The sequence below is a fragment of the Runella sp. R0.1_18 genome (genome assembly GCF_057652155.1).
The window spans coordinates 19,508-40,614 of sequence record NZ_JBYFCK010000009.1 but is presented as its reverse complement, the minus strand read 5'-3'; the positions used below and the strand labels follow the sequence as shown (position 1 = coordinate 40,614).

At 45.4% G+C, this 21,107-nt stretch carries 15 protein-coding genes; 12 read left to right on the top strand and 3 right to left on the bottom strand.

Features of this window, described 5'->3' with window-relative positions; all coding sequences use genetic code 11:
- Positions 1 to 8 precede the first annotated feature (8 nt).
- Entirely contained in the window at positions 9 to 1,244 is a 1,236-nt protein-coding gene (locus AC23P2_RS16660) for a peroxiredoxin family protein (protein ID WP_487774249.1), read from the top strand.
- Entirely contained in the window at positions 1,198 to 1,404 is a 207-nt protein-coding gene (locus AC23P2_RS16655; RefSeq protein ID WP_487774248.1) for a DUF4395 family protein, read from the top strand. The genes AC23P2_RS16660 and AC23P2_RS16655 overlap by 47 nt, the downstream gene beginning before the upstream one ends.
- 312 nt (positions 1,405 to 1,716) lie before the next feature.
- Here the strand turns inward: AC23P2_RS16655 and AC23P2_RS16650 are convergent, their stop codons facing one another.
- From AC23P2_RS16650 to AC23P2_RS16640, 3 genes are all read right to left on the bottom strand, one after another.
- Entirely contained in the window at positions 1,717 to 3,009 is a 1,293-nt protein-coding gene (locus AC23P2_RS16650) for an O-acetylhomoserine aminocarboxypropyltransferase/cysteine synthase family protein (protein WP_487774247.1), read from the bottom strand.
- Positions 2,993 to 4,222 carry a cysteine desulfurase family protein gene (locus tag AC23P2_RS16645; protein WP_487774246.1) on the bottom strand — a complete coding sequence of 410 codons (1,230 nt, stop codon included), beginning with the start codon at positions 4,220 to 4,222 and terminating at the stop codon, positions 2,993 to 2,995. Before AC23P2_RS16645 ends, AC23P2_RS16650 begins: the two co-directional genes overlap by 17 nt.
- A 402-nt stretch (positions 4,223 to 4,624) precedes the next feature.
- Positions 4,625 to 5,242: a YceI family protein gene (locus tag AC23P2_RS16640; RefSeq protein WP_487774245.1), complete on the bottom strand. Its 618-nt coding sequence runs from the start codon at positions 5,240 to 5,242 to the stop codon at positions 4,625 to 4,627.
- Positions 5,243 to 6,201: 959 nt separating this feature from the next.
- On the opposite strand from AC23P2_RS16640, the gene AC23P2_RS16635 reads away from it, so the two are divergent.
- The 10 genes from AC23P2_RS16635 (at position 6,202) to AC23P2_RS16590 (ending at position 21,106) form a co-directional block, all read left to right on the top strand.
- On the top strand, positions 6,202 to 9,306 hold the full coding sequence (locus tag AC23P2_RS16635) for a SusC/RagA family TonB-linked outer membrane protein (protein WP_487774244.1): 3,105 nt from the start codon (positions 6,202 to 6,204) through the stop codon (positions 9,304 to 9,306).
- A 29-nt stretch (positions 9,307 to 9,335) separates the two neighbouring features.
- Positions 9,336 to 10,640, top strand: coding sequence for a RagB/SusD family nutrient uptake outer membrane protein (locus AC23P2_RS16630; protein ID WP_487774243.1), 1,305 nt, complete (start codon positions 9,336 to 9,338; stop codon positions 10,638 to 10,640).
- A 47-nt stretch (positions 10,641 to 10,687) separates the two neighbouring features.
- Positions 10,688 to 12,091 (top strand): DoxX family protein, encoded by a 1,404-nt coding sequence (locus tag AC23P2_RS16625; RefSeq protein WP_487774242.1) that lies wholly within the window; start codon positions 10,688 to 10,690, stop codon positions 12,089 to 12,091.
- A 41-nt stretch (positions 12,092 to 12,132) separates the two neighbouring features.
- Complete coding sequence (locus tag AC23P2_RS16620; protein WP_487774241.1) at positions 12,133 to 13,650, top strand: hypothetical protein; 1,518 nt, start codon at positions 12,133 to 12,135, stop codon at positions 13,648 to 13,650.
- Positions 13,651 to 13,737: 87 nt separating this feature from the next.
- A complete protein-coding gene (locus AC23P2_RS16615; RefSeq protein WP_487774240.1) occupies positions 13,738 to 14,667 on the top strand; it encodes a TIGR01777 family oxidoreductase in 930 nt (309 codons plus the stop codon).
- Positions 14,667 to 16,106, top strand: a complete 1,440-nt coding sequence (locus AC23P2_RS16610; protein WP_487774239.1) for a phytoene desaturase family protein — start codon at positions 14,667 to 14,669, stop codon at positions 16,104 to 16,106. The genes AC23P2_RS16615 and AC23P2_RS16610 overlap by 1 nt, the downstream gene beginning before the upstream one ends.
- Positions 16,103 to 17,023: a cyanophycinase gene (locus tag AC23P2_RS16605; RefSeq protein ID WP_487774238.1), complete on the top strand. Its 921-nt coding sequence runs from the start codon at positions 16,103 to 16,105 to the stop codon at positions 17,021 to 17,023. Before AC23P2_RS16610 ends, AC23P2_RS16605 begins: the two co-directional genes overlap by 4 nt.
- Before the next feature lie 22 nt (positions 17,024 to 17,045).
- Entirely contained in the window at positions 17,046 to 18,623 is a 1,578-nt protein-coding gene (locus tag AC23P2_RS16600) for an SGNH/GDSL hydrolase family protein (RefSeq protein ID WP_487774237.1), read from the top strand.
- Positions 18,624 to 18,731: 108 nt separating this feature from the next.
- The gene (locus tag AC23P2_RS16595) at positions 18,732 to 20,363 is read left to right on the top strand and encodes a sensor histidine kinase (RefSeq protein ID WP_487774236.1); all 1,632 of its coding nucleotides are present in this window, start codon (positions 18,732 to 18,734) and stop codon (positions 20,361 to 20,363) included.
- Positions 20,360 to 21,106 carry a LytR/AlgR family response regulator transcription factor gene (locus AC23P2_RS16590; protein ID WP_487774235.1) on the top strand — a complete coding sequence of 249 codons (747 nt, stop codon included), beginning with the start codon at positions 20,360 to 20,362 and terminating at the stop codon, positions 21,104 to 21,106. Before AC23P2_RS16595 ends, AC23P2_RS16590 begins: the two co-directional genes overlap by 4 nt.
- Position 21,107 lies beyond the last annotated feature (1 nt).

Below are 21,107 nucleotides of genomic sequence, written 5' to 3'. Positions count from 1 at the left end.
AGAATTGTATGAAAAAGCTCACAATGATTACCGCCCTCTTTGGTGCAAGTCTTGCCCAAGCGCAAGTTGCTCCCCAACAAGGCCATTGGCGAGGTACATTTGCCTTTCCAGCGGGGCAAGAAGCTCCTTTTAATTTTGAACTGAAAGGCCAAACCGCCTACCTACTCAACGGAACCGAACGGTTTGAACTGAAAGGTGTTACCCAAAAAGGAGATTCTCTTTTCTTTCCCGTGGAAGTTTACGACGCCGTCTTAGCCGCCAAAATTGACTCCCCAACGCAGCTTTCGGGGGCATTTAAACGAAGTGCTACTGATTCAGGCATTCCGTTTAAAGCCGAGTTTGGGAAAAAACACCGTTTCTTTGAAGTCACTCCCGTAGCCAATGTCAGCTTAAAAGGCAAATGGGACGTGACCATCGGCGATGATAAAGGCAACGCCCGTCAGGTGGTGGGGGTGTTTAACCAAGTTGGAAGCAAACTAACAGGTACCTTTCTGACCACCACGGGCGATTTTCGCTATTTAGAAGGCACGGTGAAAGGAGAAGAGTTCTTTCTTTCCGCTTTTAGTGGTTCTAACCCTACCCTTATCAGAGGGAAAGTTTCGGGAAATGAGCTAACGGGGGAATTTATTGGTTTCCGAGGTAATCAAACCATTAAAGGCGTGCGCAATGAAAAAGCTGCCCTTCCTGATGCCTACCACTTGACCACCCTCAAAGAAGGAGCTTCCACCCTTCATTTTGCTTTTCCTGATGCGTTTACGGGAAAAACGGTGTCGCTCAAAGACCCTAAATACCAAGGCAAAGCCGTGATTGTAACGGTACTAGGAAGCTGGTGCCCCAACTGCGTGGACGAAGCCCAGTTTTTGGCCCCTTGGTACAAAGCCAACCGCACGAGAGGTGTTGAAATCATTGGGTTATCTTTCGAACGTAAAAACGACCCTGCCTTTGCCAAAACGCGCTTGGAAGCCCTTAAAAACAGGTTTGGTATCGAATATGACCTACTTTTTGCGGGCGTAGCCGACAAAAAATACGCTTCTTCGGTGCTGCCCGAACTCAGTGAGGTTTTATCTTTTCCAACAACCATTTACATTGATCGTTCAGGCAAAGTCACCAAAATTCACACGGGTTATACAGGCCCTGCCACAGGCGCTTACTACGAAGAATTTGTGAAAGAGTTTAACGCTGATGTGAATCAACTGCTTGCCACGGAAGCTGCCAAATCAACGGCCGCAGCGGGAGGCAAATAAACTTACAATCATCGTTTTACAAGTACTAGGTATTTCAACGATTTGGGTGGCGGGAGTCTTGGCTTTTTTTGCCGCACTTGAATCCTTGGCGGGTATTTGCGCAGGTTGCTATGTGTATGATTGGCTGTTGCCAGTGTGGCGCAAAATAGGATTAGAGTAGCCTACTTTTCTTGCCTTCAATAAAAAAATCCCTGAAGCAACGCTTCGGGGATTTTTGCTTTATTCAACCCACCAATTCTATACAATTTTATTTTAGTTAGTTTATACGCTAAATCGGTCTGACTATCGTCTGACCGATTTAGCGTAATTAACGGTCAGACGATAGTCAGACCGTTCCGCTGATTCAGTTTGAGGAATATCCTTTGGAAAATAAAATTTGGGATAATTCAAACGATTACCCCAAATCGACTCATTTCCCAAATTCCCTTTCAATCTCCCTATATAGGGCTATGAAAAAGACTCAATAAAAAAGTTACCCTAGACTAAGTGCTTGACTTATATCCTCTTTGATATCGTCGATATGTTCGATACCTACCGAAATACGCAACAGATTAGGATCAACACCCGCCGTGCGCTGTTCTTCGGCCGACAACTGCGAATGGGTCGTAGAAGCGGGATGAATAATCAGCGTTTTGGCATCACCTACGTTGGCTAAGTGGCTAATTAATTTCAAACTGTTGACAAACTTTTCGGCCTGCTCGCGGCCACCTTTTAATTTAAACGAAAGTACCCCTCCAAACCCTCGCGTAAAGTACTTTTTCGCCAGTTCATGGTAAGGATTTTCCTCCAAACCGAGGTAATTTACGCTCTCTACTTGCGGCTGGTTTTGAAGCCACTGCGCCAAAGCGAGGGCATTTTCACCGATACGTTCTACGCGCAATGTCAGCGTTTCGAGCCCCTGAAGTAATAAAAACGAGTTAAACGGCGACTGAGCAGGCCCCCAATCACGTAAGCCCTCTACCCGTGCTCGAATGATAAATTGAATGTTCCCAAAAGGACCACCAACCCCAAAAACATCGTTGAGAACCAGTCCGTGATAACTTGGCGAAGGATCCGTAAACTGCGGGTATTTACCATTTCCCCAATTGTACGTTCCAGCATCGACAATGACCCCACCCATGGTAGTTCCGTGGCCACCAATCCATTTCGTAGCCGACGATACGACTACGTGCGCTCCGTACTTGATAGGTTGTGCAATAGCTCCACCCGCACCAAACGTATTATCCACAATAATCGGCAAGTCATATTTATCGGCAAGTTTGGCAAAAGCCTCAAAATCTGGAACATTAAAGCCTGGATTTCCAATCGTTTCTAAGTACAAAAACTTGGTTTTTTCGTCAATCAGCCGCTCGAAGGCATCCACATTATCACCATCCACAAAGCGAGCTTCCACCCCAAGGTTTTTGAAAGAATTTTTAAATTGATTGTACGTCCCGCCGTACAAAAACGACGTAGTGACGAAGTTATCGCCAACCGTCGTAATGTTATTAATTGCCAAAAACTGCGCCGCATGTCCCGAAGCCGTAGCAAGGGCAGCCACCCCACCCTCCAAAGCTGCGATACGTTTTTCAAACACATCGTGGGTAGGGTTCATAATACGGGTATAAATATTACCAAACTCTTTGAGAGCAAACAAATTAGCTCCGTGTTCGGCATTATTAAAAACGTACGAAGTGGTTTGATAAATAGGTACGGCCCGCGCGTTGGTGGTAGGGTCGGCGGTCTGGCCTGCGTGTAATTGTAAGGTTTCAAATTTTAGTGACATGACGATATAATACGTTTAAGGGTTCAAAAAATCGTTCATTCAAATCGTTTCGTAAGCGTTTTGGATGGAAAGTTCGGCGGTCGTTTTCGTAAATCTCGTTCAAGCTTTGGGTGACATAATCCACTTCGCCAGGCGTATTGTATTTACTAAACGAAAAACGGATATGTTGGGCTTCGGGCGCGGCCTGAAGCGCCGTCAACACGTGGGAATCAGTGGCTTGAAGATTAGAACACGCACTTCCCCCCGAGGCAGCAATGCCGTACAAATCCAAGTAACTCAGCAAAGACTCTCCTGATTTTAAGGCAGGAAACGCGACATTGAGTAACGTATAAAGGCTATTTTCCGAAGAAGCACTCTCACCGTTAAACGTACAGCCAATTCCCAAATTTTCGAGTTGTTTAATCAGGCGATTTTTGACAAAACGAATACTCTTTTCATGCGCTTCCAAGTCATGGTAGGCTACTTCAAGGGCTTTCCCGATGCCGACGATGGCGGCTACATTTTCCGTTCCCGAACGGAGCGAGCGCTCCTGCCCTCCGCCGTGTAACAAAGGTTTTATCTTACGCTTGGGTGAAACATACACAAAACCCACCCCTTTTTGAGCGTGAAACTTGTGCCCCGACCCAACTAAAAAATCAACAGGAAGACGCTGTAAGTCAAACGAATACTTACCAATTGTCTGGGTGGTATCTGATAAAAAAAGCGCTCCAGCGGCTTGACACAGACGGCCAATAAATTCCAAATCATGAAGGTTTCCGATTTCATTATTGCCGTGCATCAACGCCACCAACGAATGCGGAAAATCTTTTAATAATTGTTGCAAATGGCCTAAATCTATCTGCCCTTTGTCATCTAGCTCCACATAGTGTAGCTGGATTTTGTGCTCTTTCTGAAGCCAACGAAGGGGTTGCAGCACGGCTTTGTGCTCAGTGGGACTTGTGATGACGTGCCGAAGTTTGTAAGCATTCACCGCTGCGGTAATCACCCAATTCAAAGCCTCTGTAGCGCCCGATGTAAAATAAATAGCCTCAGAAGGCGTATTAAGTAATTTCCCAATTTGGGCTCTACTTGTTTCAATGGCTTCCCGCGCTTGCCGCCCAAATCCATGACTGGAGGATGGGTTGCCGTAAAAAGTGGTCAAATAGGGCATCAATACCCCTAGCACCTCACGGTCGATGGGGGTAGTTGCTGCATTATCAAAGTATATTTTCATGGTGTCTGATGATTGGAATGTTAGAGTCGGGTTTTTACTTCCGACTCTTTCTCGACGTAGGTTAGGTAAGAAAATTGGTTTGATTAGTTGATGATGATTAGATGAAGTTCTTTAGTCATAATAGTTCAGAAAATACTCCGTCGGGGTAAGTCCCCGACGGTTATTTGAAATAACTAACCCACCTTAAATATACATACAGACTAATTTTTTGAATTATTGAGGTTGTCTCAAAAGCCTAGTATCACCAAATTATCTTCGGCCTGTGTTCAACCTCATCCCAACCCTTCTCCTGGCAGGAGAAGGGCTTTCAAAGTCCCCCTCTCCAGAAAGGAGAGGGGGATTTAGGGGGTGAGGTTGAACCCAAAGAATATTTTGTGACCTGCTACTTTTGAGACAGCCTCATTAAAGTTTTGTTACCGACGAAGCATTCGCTACCAAGTTCACGTCAAGCGTAAAATCGTTTTCGATGGCTTTATCGCCCAAGTTTTCAAAGAAGTTGCTCGACCGATAGCGAATATCAAACTTAGTACGGTCCACCTTAATCTTAGCTTGGGCAGTAAGGAGCGATTTCTCAGCTTTTACCACGGCTGGAAACCTAACTTCTTGCGTAATGCCCTTAATGGTAAGTTTGCCCACGATTTCGTAGTTGTTCGCACCTTTGGGCGTCACCGAGGAGATCACAAAACTTGCTTTGGGGTATTTTGCCACGGCAAAAAAGTCGTCATTTTTAAGGTGCCCCACCAACTTTTCGTTGTAAGAGGCATCGGTAATGTCTGTTACGGTTAAGTTTTTAACGTCAATGTCAAAGTTTCCCCCTTTGAGCTTGTTGTCTGCCCACACGAGGCTTCCATTGGTGATAGGAACAAAACCCGTGTGTTCTCCCGTCACTTTTTTGCCCACCCAAACCAATTTACTATTTCGGGTATCAACAGCATACGAGCTTTCTTTTTTCGATGGACGCGCTTGCGAAACGCCTCCAAACAACATAAATGAGGCGACAACAACTGGTACTTTTTTCATGGTGTTTCCTAGTTTAAGTTTAATAAATAATTATTCCTATATACATTATAGATATTTTATGTAAACGAGAATGCGTGTTTTTACGATTAATTGTTAAAAAAAATTCGATGAATTTTGCTGAGCGCTCTTTTTTCTAAAAAGCTTCACTAGGAAGTGAAGAGCAAAAGTTAGCATAATTGAATAAATAGCCAAATGGTATATCACTTCGCTCAGTGATTGTGGTTGCAAAGGTGAGAAATAAAAAAACAATTTTCCAACTATTTTTCAAAAAAAATTAAAAAACAAAATTTTGATTAGTCTATTGATTATTAGGAGTTTACGCTTTTATTTTTTAGTCTAACCAAGCTATTTAGCCGCTGCTACCCTTCAAATAATACCATTTTACCCTTATAATACGCTCAAAACAAGAATAAATAATACATTTAGAAGATTTTACATCAATACACTTTACATATAGTCTAATTTATTTACTATAAATAGATGGATTTTAGGGTAATAATTATAAAAAATATTATATTTAAAGCTTGTTTATATGAAACAGGCTTTTCAACTTTGTGCCCACAATAAACCAATCAGCAGCTTCTATACCAATGATAGCAAGCTTCTGGTCAAACCCAAACTTGTTTCTTCAATTTATTAAGAAAAATACACTAACGAGTCAACCGATGGTTAGTGATTGACGAGCAAATACAGCTTGTAGGAAATCATTCAAATGAGACAATATAAATAGAAAAAGAAATAACGAAAAAATTACAAAAAATTCTATATCTATTCGATAGTCTTTAATCCAAAATAAATTTTGAAGAACCATTTTTAAATCACCCAATAAACAAAACGTGCCAGAGTAGCGGCAACTACCCTGGCACAAGCTAAATTTTTTAAGGCTCATTGGCTATGATTCTTAATGACTGTTTGACAGTCACTATTACCTTATTGTTTAATTTAACCCTCGCAAAGTAATGAAAAAAAAACAATTACTTTTATTATTTTTCACGCTAGTTTACGGACTTGCTTTTTCCCAAAACACACCGACCATTAATGCCACGCTGTCAGGTAAAATTGTCGATAAAACTACGCAGGAGCCCCTCATCGGTGCATCCGTCCTAATAAAAGGTACAACCAACGGTTCCATCACCGACGTTGAAGGTAAGTTTTACTTAAAAACGGGCCAAAAATTACCTTTTACCCTTGTTTCCAGCTTTATCGGTTATACTTCACAAGAAATTGTAGTTGATAAAAACACCATTGTCATTGAATTAGCACCCGATGCACGTCAACTCGGTGAAATCGTAGTGGTTGGTTACGGAACCCAAGAAAAAAAGAGTTTGATAAGCAGCATTGCCAAGATTAACCCTAAAGAAACCCAGACAACACCTGTTGCAAGTTTTGACGCCCAACTACAAGGACAAGCGGCTGGTGTACAAGTAAATACCTTTTCTGGGATGCCTGGTGAGGGCGTTCGCGTACAAGTGCGGGGAACGGGGTCTATCAACTCAAGTAATGACCCACTTTACGTTATCGACGGGGTATTTGCGAATAATAATACACTATCAACCATAAACCTCGGTAGCAAATTTACCTCTCCGTTAGCAGACTTCAATCCATCCGACATTGAAAGTATTGAAATTCTGAAAGATGCGAGTGCCGTGGCTATTTACGGGTCACGAGGAGCCAATGGTGTGGTTTTGATAACGACCAAAAGGGGTAATTATGAAGCGCCCAAAACCAAATATGACCTCAACGTATCTCAAGGTGTACAATGGGCTGACCCAACTCGCATGTGGGAGCTCACTACTGGCCCCGAACATGCAATGCTGGTGAACGAAGCTTACACCAACTCGGGCATTGAGAATCCTGCTCAAACCAGATACTCGTTTGCGACCCGTCCATTCCAACCAAATGCCAAAGGAATTGCAGACCCTTTCTCGACAACTTTACGAGGTAATCCCGAAGACCAGCAAACCTATGACCGTCTATCCAAAGTTTTTCGTACTGCCCAGATCAAGAATTATGATTTTAGTATCAGAGGCGGTGGAAAAAGCATTCGTTATTATTTGGGAGCGGGTTATACCAAACAAGAAGCCATCTTACGACCAGCTTCCTTTGAAAGGGCAAGTTTCAAGTTTAACTTCGATACAAAGCTCCACGAAAATGTAACGTTTGGTTCAAGCAATGGCGTGTATCGTTCGTTTCGTCAGCAAGTTCGTGGAGGGGCTGGACAAGAAGCAGGACATTTATTATCGGCCCTGCATCACCCAACGTATTTTCCCTTTACGTATGCTGACGGCACTTTTTCAAGAGGCTCTATTTATGAAAGTATTGACAATTTAATTGACATAAATACGGCTAATATTTCAACTACAAGTTTGAGGTATTTAGGAAATCAATTTGTAGAAGTGAATGTACTTCCTAATCTAAAGTTCAAGACTTCCTTCGGATTAGATTACAACCTATACAATGAACAAGAGTTTTTTAACGATCAAACTCAAATTGGAGGCGTGCTCAATCCTGGTGGATACAAAAATGAAGTCAACACCAACTTTAGCGTATTTGTTAATGAGCAAACACTGGCGTACAAAAAAACATTTGGAAAAAATCACAATTTCTCTGCTCTGATTGGGAACACAATTCAAGCTACCAATCTAAAAGTGCTTTCAGCCACTGGTTTTGGTTTCCCTAATAACTCTTTTCAGCAAATTTCAGCTGCGTCTAATAGAACATCGGCCCAAAGTGCTTCGAAATCAACTTTAGCTTCTTTCTTTGGTCGCCTAACTTACAACTTTGACAACCGCTATTTTCTTGAGGGCACATTCCGAGCAGATGCCTCTTCTAAGTTTGGAGCCAATAATCGTTGGGGCTATTTCCCAGGCATTGGAGCTGCGTGGAGAGTGAAGCAAGAAGCATTTTTGCGCAACGTGGACGTCATTTCGGATTTAAAACTTCGGGTCAGTGCAGGTACAGCAGGTAACCAAAACGGAATCAGTGATTTTGCTGCTCTTGGTCTTTGGAATGGAACAGCCCAATACCCCGACAACCTCACAAGTGGTGATAAATCAGGAACCGCTCCGTCACAGTTGGCTAACCCCGATTTGAAATGGGAAAAAACTGCCACGTACAACGTTGGGGTTGATTTAGGGCTTTTCAAAGACCGCCTGTTTGTTGACCTAAATGCCTATTACAAATACACTACCGACGCCCTACTCTACGTACCTATTCCTGGTAGTACTGGTTATGCAAGTGTACTCTCCAACGGAGGTGAGGTAAGTAATAAAGGGATTGAGCTCGCCGTTACTTCAACCAATATCAAGCGTTCGGGTTGGGAATGGAGTACCACATTCAATATCGCCCGAAATGTTAACCGTGCCGAAAAGCTCGTTAGCCCTATTACTTTTGAAGCACGCGAATACATTCGTACACAAGAAGGGGCGGCACTGGGCTCTTATTGGTTGTACAAACAACTCTACGTGGACTCAGAGACAGGAAATGCTGTTTTTGACGATGTGGATAAAGACGGAAAACTTACCGCCGCTGACCGTCAACTTTTAGGAAACTTAATTCCTGACTTTTTTGGTGGGCTAACCAACCGTATCTCTTACAAAGGTTTTGACCTAAACCTACTCCTTACTTTTCAGTACGGCAATAAAGTATATAATTTCAACCGCTTCATTCTGGAAGGTGGCGGTACGAGAGATGCTTCTCGTTCGATCTTGAAAAGTCAGCTAAATCGTTGGCAAAAACCTGGCGATGTTACTGATGTTCCTCGACTTACTTTTTTTGGCAATAATTATACAATTGAGCAAAACAGTCGCTTTTTGGAGGATGGCTCGTTTTTGCGGGTGAAATCGTTGAGCATTGGCTATTCATTTCCTACGCGCGTTGCGAGAGCCATCAAAGCTGAAAAAGTTCGCTTGTTTGCCCAAGGCACCAACCTCTGGATTTTCACCAAATACACAGGCGCCGACCCCGAGTCTTCTGGTAGTGCCTTACAAAACCGTCAAGGCTTAGACACAGCTACCCCTCCTCAACCTGTTGGTATTCAAGTGGGAGCGAGTATTTCTTTTTAATTATTTCCACCAAAGTAACTTTTATTCAAATGAAGAAATTTATTGTCATCCTATTTCTTTGCACTGGGGTTAGTCTTCAATCTTGCAAAAACTTTCTGGAGGTTCAGCCACTTGACCAAGTTTCGGACGAACAAACCATCTTTGATAAAACCTCCGCTGAAACGGCCGTAAGGGGTGCTTACCGTGGACTTGCCAACCTCAACTACAGCGGTGGGTTTCAAAATACAATTTTACAATCTGGCGCCGACATCGTTTCGGTCAACGTAGGTTTGACTGACCTATCGGTTACAAATTACAATTTACGTTCTGATATACCCTTTCTTCAAACTTATTGGAACAACAACTATAATACGATCAATCGAACCAATCACATCTTAGAGAAAGTCCCGCTGGTTAATGACGTAAAATTGACTACGGAGCTAAAAAATCAGTTTTTAGGGGAAGCTTACTTCATTCGTGCGTTGTCCTATTTTGACTTAGCGCGGTTGTACGGAGGGGTTCAGTTGTTTCTAACACCCACCAAATCCGTTGCCGACAAACTGGGGGTCAAAAAAAGTACGCAAGCCCAAGTCTATGCCCAAGTGCTGGATGACCTTACAAAAGCCGAAGCCTTGTTGCCTTCGACGATTGTCCGTAATCGAGCCACTAAATTCACGGTGTATGCACTTCGCGCCCGTTTGCACCTCTACCTAAAACGCTACGATGATGCGGAAAAAGACTTAAATTTAATCCTAGCAAACACCAGTTATCGCTTGATAAAACCGTTCAATTTGGCAAGTGGTACCACCGAATCTGTTTTTGAGCTTACCTATACCATCAACAATCAAAACCCAGGTTTTACACTTTGGCAGGGCAACCGTCAGCTTTCGCCCACTGCGACGCTACACGCACTGTTAAACGACCCCAAAGTAGGTGGAGGCAGAAAAATTCTCTCTAAGCTAAACGCGTCTAATCAGTTTATTGGTAGCATTTTTCCCACCAATACGTCGGCAAACTATGTGATTCGCACCGCCGAATTGTATCTGAACCGAGCGGAGGCGAGGTTAAATAAATCTACGCCCGACATTGAAGGAGCACTTAGCGACCTCAACCAAGTAAAAAGCCGTTCGGAAATATCCAACAGCACCGCAACCACCAAAGAGGCGATTTTACTTGACATAGAAAATGAGCGACGTATAGAGTTTGCGTTAGAGCCGCATCGTTGGTTTGACTTGGTAAGAACAGGCCGCGCTTCCGCAGTTCTAAAACTCGCCGATGCCAACAAATACATCTTTCCAATTCCAGCCAACGAAATTTCTACGAACCCAGTGTTAGAACAAAATCCTGGTTACTAATTCTTATTCTTTTCGCTTGATACTTCCTTACTAAAATCAATATCCTGATGAGCAAAACTACTTCCAACCCAACCTTAGCAGACCACTTATTGTCGGTTGCTAACCCTGACGTTTCTTTCCAACCATGGAAAGAATGGGAAAAAGTGCTGTTCCGTTTCTTTGCCCTCTTTCTAGTCATTTTAATCGTCCCGCTTGATTGGAAATACTACCAATTGGTCTTTTCGATTGATTGGAGCGACTTGCATTTTTATGATTTGCTAACACTCACAAAATACCAACCTCAGTTTATTCCATTAGAAGAAAACGGGGTACCGCTTTTGGGGGTTAAAAGTTTTTATAATTGGGGTATTGCTGCGCTGATTGCTGGCGTGGGAGCTTACGTTTGGGGGCGAGTTGACCACCCCCGAAAAGAATACACAACGTTGTATTACTGGCTGAGGGTACTCGTTCGTTTCCGACTGGCCATTGTCTTGATTGCATATGGTTTTTTCAAACTTTTTCCCTTGCAAATGCCCTATCCATCGTTGAGTAATTTGTTGACCAATTATGGTGATTTTTACGCGTGGAAAATTTATTTCCAAACCGTCGGCATTGCTCCAAAGTACGAATCGTTTCTTGGTTTTGTTGAAATCATCGCGGCTTTCCTGATTTTCAACCGCCGTACTGTTACCTTCGGCGTGGGTCTTATCATTGGTTTTTTGGGAAATGTAGCCGTAGCCAATGGGTTTTACGATATTGGAGAACAAACATTGAGTACCCTCATCGTACTCCTTTCCGCATTTCTGTTTGCCTACGATATACCTCGGCTTTACCAGCTTTTGATTGAAGAAAAAACCGCACGCGCCAATCGTTTTATTCCACAATTTACAGCGCCTACCCTGCATCGCTTACGCATCGCTGGGCGTACTTTGTTTTACTCGTTTGTGGTTTTGTATGCCTTTAAAACGTACCAAAGTTGGGCAAACGACCCCTACAAATACCCTAAAACCCCTGGCTTGAAAGGATCTTACGGGTACTACAATGTGCAAGATTTTGCCGTCAATAATGATACATTGGCTTACTCAAAAACCGACCCTCAGCGTTGGCAAGATGTTGTATTTGAACGATGGTCCACGCTATCGATTAAAGTAAATCGACCCGTAAAAATCGATTTAACCAATGGTGAAGGATACCATCCAGAAGATATTGATCGTAACTACGAAATTGCGGGTTTTGCTGGTCGCCATTATTTCCATTACCAAGTAGATACACTCACCAACACCCTGTATCTCCAAAACAAAAATCGCAATCACCGAAACGAGAAAATGGTTTTAACCTACCGTTGGGCTGCTGACTCTACTTTGCTTCTCACAGGTACCAACGAAAATCAGGATTCCATCCGCGTAGCGCTGTCTAAAATCAACAAGAAATTCTTAATGTTTGAAGGACGCCGACGCCCTGTAAAAATCTAAATATCTCCTCCGTTTATTCACCTTTTAATCGACTCATTGATATGTCAACGGCAGAAAATAGCATAGAACAAGTAGAAGAAGCGCAGCAAAATTATAGCGCATCTCCCGACGTACCGACCACTTCAACGCCCTCTTTTGAATGGACTAATCTTCAAAAGATAGCGTTCAGAATTGCGTTTGTTTACTTTTTTTTACTGTGTATTCCGACGTATTCCAATTTTTACAAACACCTTTTTGGATTAAAATTTTCCAAAATCACCTACCATGACTTCCAGAGTGTTGTTGCTTTTTGGCCGCCTCAATTCATACTCATCGAATCCGAAGAAGGAGTTTTTGGACTATTTAATTACATCAACTTATTCCTAGTTTTTGTCGTAGCGGTAGTTGGGGGTGTCCTTTGGACTTTTGTCGATAAAAAATCAAAAAACTACAGTAAACTTTATTACTGGGTACGAGTTTTGGCCAGGTATCGCTTGGCCTATGGCATGGTAGGCTGGGGATTAAAAAAAGCTTTTCCTATGCAGATGGTCTATCCTACCATCGGGATGTTGAACACTCCCTTTGTCGATATGGCGGAGAAAAAACTCTATTGGTCACACGTTGGCGTGTCGTTTAATTACACCGTTTTTCTTGGGTTTGCAGAAATTATCCCTGGGCTGTTACTCTTACACCGTAAAACGGCGGTATTGGGAGCTGCCTTAGCTGCGGTTGTTACTTTTAACATTTGTATCGCCAACCATGCCTATGACGCTGGCGTGGCTGTACCTGCTGCCTACTTTGCCCTTATCGGAACGTTTATTGCGTGGTACGACTTGCCTAAAATTTGGAACTTACTCGTCAACGAGCAAGACATTCAACCCTATCGCTACTACCCTACTTTTCCTGAAAAATGGCAACGCAACTTACGCACAGGCTTGAAGCTTTTCTTCAATACCTTGTTCGTCCCAGTTGCTGCGGCTATGTGGGCCTACGGATTTTTCTTTGGCAACAACTACAACATACCGAGCACTCCAGGCTTGACTGGCACCCAAGGATACTACAACGTAACAGAATATCGGTTGAACAACAAACCCCTCCCCTACACGCCGTTTGATTCGCTGCGCTGGCAAGACGCCACGCTGGAAGCTTGGTCGTCTTTGAGCTATCGAACTAACCGAGGAGCCGTTGTGGATCGTATGATTGGTTATTCGCCGTTGCGTGTCAAAGGTGACAAAACAAATACCAAGCTTAACCAAGTCAATACGCAAGACTCTGACCGACTCGGCAAGCAAAACAAAAACCGCGACCTTGGGGTGACACGCTGGGAAGTGGGGGGAATGTCGGGAGAACGACGCTACTTCTTTTACAAAGCTGATACTGTCAATCACGTTTTATACTTGCAAAACAAAAACAAAAACCACGCTACTGAGACGCAAGTACTGCACTATACCCATTCGACTCCCGATAAAATCATTTTAAACGGGACGAATGAATTTAAAGATTCTATTTACGTAGTGCTAGAGCGAAACCCTAAAAAATACCCACTGGTGGAAGGGCGCAAAGGAGTGCGTGAGTTTTAGAATAGTTTAAACGTCTATTTGAGCACTTCACCAAAAAGAGGAAATTGACTATGAACAGTCAGTTTCCTCTTTTCTAAACATAGAGTAATGAAGAAAAAAGTGGTCATTGCGGGTGGTACAGGCTGCCTTGGGAAATCAATCATTCAGTCTTTTTCGCCCCACGAAGTAGAAATCGTAGTTCTTACTCGTAAAATACTCCCCGCTACTGATCGTGTACGTTTTGTAGTTTGGGATGCAAAAACCGCAGGAGACTGGGTACACGAACTGGAAGGGAGTGCCGCTGTTATCAACCTGGTAGGCAAATCCGTAAATTGTCGTTACACTGACTTTAACAAGAAAGAAATAATTCAATCGCGGATTGAGTCAACTCTAGTCCTTGGCAAAGCCATTGCTTCTCAAAAAAAAGCGCCAGAAGTCTGGATAAATGCGGGCTCTGCTGCTATTTTTGGGGACGGAGGAAACGTATTTAAAGATGAGACCTCGGCCACGGGCGATGGTTTTCCTGCGGAAGTTTGTAAACAGTGGGAGTCAGCATTTTTTAGTTGTACCACTCCTAATACTCGGAAGGTTCTCTTGCGGATGGGGCTCGTTTTTCAAAAAGGCCAAGGCTTACTTCAGCCGTTTATTTATTTGGTGAAATCAGGTTTTGGGAAAAGTATCGGTTCTGGGCAACAATACATCACGTGGATTCATGAGCACGATTTTATCCGCCTCATTCACTGGAGCATTGAGAAGAAAGAAGCAGAAGGTATATACAATGCTGCTTCTCCTGAACCCGTCAAAAACGAGGATTTTCTCGCTGATTTACGAACTGTTCTCCGCATTCCTGTCGCCCTTCCACTTCCAACCTGGTTGATTAAAATAGGTGGCAAAATAGTTGGAACAGAACCCGAGCTGCTTTTGAAGGGAAGAAGAGTTATTTCTAAACGACTAAAAGAAAACGGCTTCGAATTTACGTTTGTAGCACTAAAGCCCGCATTGCAAAATTTAATACATGTTAACCAAACGCCTCTTTAATGCCACACACAGACTTTGACGCCATCGTAGTAGGTTCGGGGCCCAACGGGCTTGCGGCCGCCATTACCCTCCAGCAGGCAGGGCTTTCGGTGTTATTGGTAGAAGCAAAAGCTACCCTTGGGGGCGGAATGCGCACCGCCGAACTTACCTTGCCAGGCTTTCATCACGACATCTGCTCGGCCATTCATCCGATGGCATTGGCTTCGCCTTTTTTTAAGTCGTTGCCGCTTCAACATCATGGGCTTGAATTTGTGCACGCTCCCATCGCTGCCGCCCATCCGTTCGACAACGGAACGTCGGCCGTACTTACTCGGCACTTGGAAGAAACAGCGGCGTTGTTGGGAAGTGACGAAACGGTGTACAAACAGTTGATTCAACCTCTTAAACAACAGTGGGACAGGCTCATACCTGCCATTTTGGGGCCGTTGCGCTTTCCCGAAAACCCCATTGAATTGGCGCAATTTGGGCTTTCCGCCCTGCAACCAGCCACTTGGTTAGCAAACAAATTCCGAACCCCTGCCGCCCAAGCGCTTTGGGCAGGAATGGCTGCGCATTCGATTTTACCGCTTGAAAAACCCACGACGTCAGCCATTGGCCTGGTACTGATGACTGCCGCTCACCTCGGCGGCTGGCCCATTCCTAAGGGAGGAAGCCAACAAATTGCGAATGCACTCGGTGCATATTTTGAGGCTTTGGGTGGAAAAGTGGAGAAAAATTTTCAGGTGTCCTCTTTGGCACAGTTACCCTCGTCGAAGGCGATTTTGTTTGATACCACCCCGCGCCAACTCCTGCAAATCGCTGGTCATACGTTTTCATCGCTTTACCGTTGGCAACTCGAAAAGTACCGATATGGCATGGGTGTCTTCAAAGTGGATTGGGCGCTGGATGGCCCTGTGCCGTTCACGTCGAGGGATGCGCGATTGGCAGGAACCCTTCATTTGGGAAATACCATTCAAGAAATAACCGCTTCTGAACGAGCCACTTGGAAAGGAGAACACCCCGAAAAGCCCTTTGTCTTACTGGCGCAACAAAGTTTGTTTGACAAAACCCGCGCGCCCGAAGGAAAACATACGCTCTGGGGGTATTGCCACGTCCCGAACGGTTCGACCAAAGACATGACCGAGGCGATTGAGAACCAAATTGAACGGTTTGCACCAGGGTTTCGAGAACGAATTTTGGCAAAAAATACGTTTCATACGGCTCAATTAGAAGAATATAACCCCAACTACATTGGGGGTGACATCAACGGCGGGGCGGTGACATTAGACCAACTTTTTACGCGCCCTGCGTTGCGTTGGTCGCCCTACCGAACTTCAACAAAAGGCTTGTATCTTTGTTCTGCCTCTACTCCTCCAGGGGGCGGAGTGCACGGCATGAGCGGGTATCATGCTGCAAAACAAGCCCTTAAAGACATTTTCAACCTAACTATCTCCCAATGAAACGCCTTTTATCTGCTCTACTGGCCTGCTGCCTCACGTTTACATTAGTCGCTCAGACGCCCATTACCATCAACGAAAAAACCGTTACCCGCCACGGCCCCGAAAAAGGCTCGTTGCTCATCATTGGCGGCGGGACGATTCCGCCCGAAATTTGGGCTAAATTCATCGAACTGGCAGGGGGAAAAGAAAAAGCCAAACTTGTGGTGGTGACGGCGGCGGCGGGCGATTCGGCGGCCTTGAGTCCGTCGCACGTGGAACTGGTAAAAAAACAAACGGGTGCGGCGCAAGTGACGCTCTTGCACACCAAACGCCTCACCGAAGCCAACAGCGAAGCGTTTGTGGCTTCGCTTCGTCAAGCGACGGGCGTGTTTTTTGTGGGTGGTCGCCAATGGCGCATTGCAGATTCGTACCTCAATACCCTCACCCACCAAGCCTTCAACGAAGTACTAGAGCGCGGCGGGGTGATTGCGGGCACCTCCGCAGGGGCGAGTATTCAAGGGTCATTTTTGTGGCGCGGCGATACCAAAGGCCCTCACATTTTGGTCGGTGATCATACCCAAGGACTCGGTTTTCTGAAAAATTCGGCCATCGATCAGCACTTACTTCGTCGCAATCGGCAGTTTGATTTAGTCGATTTTATCCGCCAATCCCCCGATTTAATTGGTCTTGGGTTGGACGAATCAACCGCCGTTTTGGTCCAAAAAGACACCTTTGAAGTCATTGGAAAATCGTACGTGGCCGTCTATGACTACCAGACGATTATCGGAAAAGGTGCTCCTCACGTGGTCAACGACAACGAAGACCACACTGCCTCCAACGGCTCTTTCATTTTGTTGAGCAGTGGCCAACGCTACGATTTACAACAACGAAAAGTGCTTCGGGAAAATCGAAGAAATACCGCCGCCCCCAATCGTTAATCATTTGAACGCCTCCCGTAGAATGAAGCTATTTTTGAGTTCTATTTTTTTATTAACGTTTTGTCTGAACGTAACCGCCCAAACGGCTTGGGATGACACGCAAAAGAAAAAATGGCCCGAAGGAATCCACGAGATTTCGGTAAAAAGTAGCGTGGACGGGACAGAGCAAAAAGCACTTTTTTTTGCCCCGTCCAACCCTTCCGAAAAGCGACCCTTAATCGTGAGTTTACATACGTGGAGCGGTGATTACATACAATTTGACCCGTTGGTTTTTAAGGTGGTGGAAAAGGGATATTACTACGTTCATCCTGATTTTAGGGGGCCTAATAATCGCAAAGAAGCCACGGGTAGTCAATTGGTTATCAGCGACATTGAGGACATTATTCGGCATTTGCTCCACACCCAACGCATCGACCCCAACGAAGTGCATATCGTAGGAGTATCGGGCGGCGGATACGCTACTCTGCTGTGTTACAACCGTTTAAAACTACCTATCAAATCTTTTTCGGCGTGGGTACCTATTTCCGACCTCGAAAGTTGGTACCACGAAACGTCCCGCCGCAACCTTGCCTACGCGGGGCAAATTGTAAAAAGTACCTCCGCCGACGGAGTTCCCAACCTAGCAGAAATGCGGAGCCGCTCGCCGCTGTTTGATACTATCAAAAACCGCCCCAGCGAATTGTTTATCTACACGGGTGTCAACGACGGGTACACGGGCTCGGTACCCATTACGCAGTCCATTCGGTTTTATAATAAACTTGCCCAACGCAACGAGGACAAAGTAACAGATCAAGAAACCATTACTCTCCTAAGTCAGCGTCAGCTTCCCCACGTTTCGGGGCCGTTTTTGGAAGGACGAAAACTGTACGTGCAGAAAAAATCAAACAACGTCACCCTCCGAATTTTTGACGGAACGCACGAACAATTGACCCAAGTAGCCTTACCTCTGATTCCTGTACAGGGACAAAAACCCGATCCTACGTCGGTTCGGTTACTAGCGATTGGCGCCTCCAACGAACAAGCGCCTATGAGCTGGGTGAATCAGTTGGTGGGTAGCTTGCCGTTTAGTAACATCGTCAATTACTCGATTTCGGGCAATACCGTTGGGTTCAATAACCTCGACAATCCCAAGCTAAATACCTTGCGCAACCTCGATTCGTTGGTACAAATGGCTTTGGCCAAAAACTATCAAGAATCCTTCGACTACATTGCCATTGCGCTGGGTACCAACGACTGCAAAGCCATTTTTGCGGCAGATTTTGAAACGGTGAAAAAGAATTACCAGGCTCTGTTAGACAAACTGCAAAGCAGCAAACTGTACGCTCCGCAGAAAACCAAGATCATTTTGATAACCCCACCGCCCATTGACGCGGCCAAGGCAATCGCCAAATACGACGGCGGGAACGAATGTGTGCAGCGTTTGAATCAGTTCTTACAGCAACTAGCCACCGAACGACACTTGCTCTTTTTGGATACTTATTCTTCGCTTTTGGTAGGGTTTGAAACAAAAACGACCGACGGGGTGCATCTTTCCACCGAGGCGCAGCGCTCGATTGCGGAAGAGTTGGTCCGTTTTATCAAATTACACGGCAAAAAGTGAGTTGAACCCCCGCTTTTCTACCACATTCACAGCCAACGGCACCAAATTCACATCGCGTACTTGTTTGTAAAAAAAACGGCAGATATTTGACCTATCAAAACCGCCGCCATGAAAACAATGCGCTTGCTGATTCTCTTGTTGTTGGGCTCCTCCCCGCTTTTTGCCCAAATCACTTGGGGAGATTATTCGCAGAGCTACCTGACGGGCGCGTTGGACAAACCCGAAACGGTTGCTTTGATTTTAACCATTCCCAAAACCAACAACTCCTTTTGGGCAATTCGGGAACACAGCGAGCATTTTAGGACGTTGGAAAAAGACGCTGATTTCCGCAAAAATCGCCCGTCGGGAATCGTCGCCCGCACCACGTTTAGCAGCGACAAAGGGCACTTTTTTCTCCACGGTGTTCATCCCAAAAATGCCCAAGACTACGAGTTTCGCGTCACCGACTACCCTAGCCAACGGGTGCTAGTACCGTGGAGTGCCATTACGCAATTTGCCGATGAAGCCGTGGTAAAAAGCTCAACCCTGCCCCCAATGGCCTATTTGGGAGGGTACGTTACCCGCTTGGGGAGCATGATTATCGTTGACGTTCGGAAGAAAGGCAAGGCTGGCATCGTAGCCACTAGCCTGCTGGCGTGGGAGTCAATTCGTCCCACGGTGGCAGGGGTTTATACCTCCGAAAACTTAGACATTTTCCTCCAAAAACTCCAGTACCCTTGGGCGCAATCACCCGCGCGCCGCTCCCCTACCTACTCGTTGGACAAGCTGCAATTACCCGCCAACAATCGTAATTTGATTTTTACCCTAAATGCCGACATTTATACCAAAAACCAGATTCAATACCAATTGCTACGCGACGGAACGCTGATTCGTCCTTGGCAAAACAATGAGTATGACAACAGCTTCATTTGGCTCAAAGATTTTTCGCCTGGGCATTACACCATTCAGATTCGCTATACTGTTCAGCCTCAGCACCTGGCCGAGTATCACTTTGAGATAGAGCCCCATTGGTACCAAACGTTTTGGTTTGCGCTGATTGTCGTCGGTCTTGGGGTCTTGCTCGCGGGGTTGGGCGTGTTTGGTTACTTGTTGGTTCGGCAGCGGCGAAAAACCCAGCAAGAAATGGCAACCAAACAAAAACTCCAACTCGAACTGAAAGCCATTCATGCCCAGCTCAATCCTCACTTTATTTTCAACGCACTCAGTTCGATTCAGGGGCTAATCAACCGCCACGACGTGCAAGGCGCCAACGAATACTTGTCGGATTTTGCACGTTTGATGCGCGAAACCTTGACCAACAGCAGCAAAGAAGCGATTCCGCTTCAACACGAACTCCAAAGCATGGACACCTACCTCAAGCTCGAACAACTTCGGTTTGGGTTTCGCTACCACATCGACGTACCGAAAGCGCTGGATGTATATTCGACCAACGTGCCGTCGTTGCTTTGGCAGCCGCTGTTGGAAAATGCCGTCAAACACGGCGTCGCGGGTGGACAGCAACGTGGGCACATCGAGGTAAGGCTTCAGCAACAGGAGGAAGCACTCGTGCTGACCCTGCAAGACAACGGTAAAGGCTTTGTTCTCCAAGAAACGTACCCTGGATTTGGGTTAAAACTGACGCAAGAACGCATTACGTTGTTGAACCAACTGCACCCCGAACAACCGATTACGCTGGCCATTGACTCCTCGCCCGCGTCGGGCACACGCGTGACGCTCACCTTTAACCATTGGTTTGTATGAAAGCGATTCTGATTGACGACGAACCCCACAACCTTAGCAACCTACGTTCGCTTTTAGCCACGTATTGCCCCAGCGTGGAGGTGTGTGCCGTGGCTTTGAACGCCGAAGAAGGAAAAAAAGCCCTGAGTAAGCACCAACCCGACCTGCTTTTTTTGGACATCCAAATGCCTGAACAAAACGGTTTTGAGCTCCTTCGCAGCCTTGCCGAATACGACTTTGAAGTCATTTTTGTGACGGCCTACGACCAGTACGCCATTCAAGCCATGCGGTTTTCGGCGGTGGATTATCTACTCAAACCCGTCGCTATTAGTGAGTTACAAAACGCCGTCGAAGGCGCGACCAAACAGCGCGCGCTGAAGGTTCAAAACCAACAGATTGGGCATTTGATGCGGTGGCTGAAAGCGCAGTCGCAGCAAGAAGAGCTGCAAATTGCCCTGTCTAGTTGGCAAGAGACGCGGTTTGTTAAAACCAGTGAAATCATCCGCTGCGAGTCGTCCAACAATTACACCACATTCTTCCTGACCGACGGCTCGGCCTTGGTGGTGAGCAAACCGATTTACGAATACGACGACCTGCTGAGTAGTCACGGGTTTTTGCGCTGCCACCAGTCACATTTGGTCAATAAAACGTTCATCAAAAGCTGGAAAAAAGACGTGGGCGACGTGCTGCTGCTGACCAACGGTGCGCAGGTACCCATTTCGCGCGGCAAAAAAGACGCCATCAAAAAAGCACTTCATTTATAGA

What these genes read in the sequence shown, in the direction of transcription:
- AC23P2_RS16645 (WP_487774246.1), bottom strand. Translation starts at nt 4,222, where the DNA reads ATGAAAATATACTTTGATAATGCAGCAACTACCCCCATCGACCGTGAG.
- AC23P2_RS16630 (WP_487774243.1), top strand. Translation starts at nt 9,336, where the DNA reads ATGAAGAAATTTATTGTCATCCTATTTCTTTGCACTGGGGTTAGTCTT.
- AC23P2_RS16595 (WP_487774236.1), top strand. Translation starts at nt 18,732, where the DNA reads ATGAAAACAATGCGCTTGCTGATTCTCTTGTTGTTGGGCTCCTCCCCG.
- AC23P2_RS16660 (WP_487774249.1), top strand. Translation starts at nt 9, where the DNA reads ATGAAAAAGCTCACAATGATTACCGCCCTCTTTGGTGCAAGTCTTGCC.
- AC23P2_RS16610 (WP_487774239.1), top strand. Translation starts at nt 14,667, where the DNA reads ATGCCACACACAGACTTTGACGCCATCGTAGTAGGTTCGGGGCCCAAC.
- AC23P2_RS16650 (WP_487774247.1), bottom strand. Translation starts at nt 3,009, where the DNA reads ATGTCACTAAAATTTGAAACCTTACAATTACACGCAGGCCAGACCGCC.
- AC23P2_RS16640 (WP_487774245.1), bottom strand. Translation starts at nt 5,242, where the DNA reads ATGAAAAAAGTACCAGTTGTTGTCGCCTCATTTATGTTGTTTGGAGGC.
- AC23P2_RS16620 (WP_487774241.1), top strand. Translation starts at nt 12,133, where the DNA reads ATGTCAACGGCAGAAAATAGCATAGAACAAGTAGAAGAAGCGCAGCAA.
- AC23P2_RS16615 (WP_487774240.1), top strand. Translation starts at nt 13,738, where the DNA reads ATGAAGAAAAAAGTGGTCATTGCGGGTGGTACAGGCTGCCTTGGGAAA.
- AC23P2_RS16635 (WP_487774244.1), top strand. Translation starts at nt 6,202, where the DNA reads ATGAAAAAAAAACAATTACTTTTATTATTTTTCACGCTAGTTTACGGA.
- AC23P2_RS16605 (WP_487774238.1), top strand. Translation starts at nt 16,103, where the DNA reads ATGAAACGCCTTTTATCTGCTCTACTGGCCTGCTGCCTCACGTTTACA.
- AC23P2_RS16625 (WP_487774242.1), top strand. Translation starts at nt 10,688, where the DNA reads ATGAGCAAAACTACTTCCAACCCAACCTTAGCAGACCACTTATTGTCG.
- AC23P2_RS16600 (WP_487774237.1), top strand. Translation starts at nt 17,046, where the DNA reads ATGAAGCTATTTTTGAGTTCTATTTTTTTATTAACGTTTTGTCTGAAC.
- AC23P2_RS16590 (WP_487774235.1), top strand. Translation starts at nt 20,360, where the DNA reads ATGAAAGCGATTCTGATTGACGACGAACCCCACAACCTTAGCAACCTA.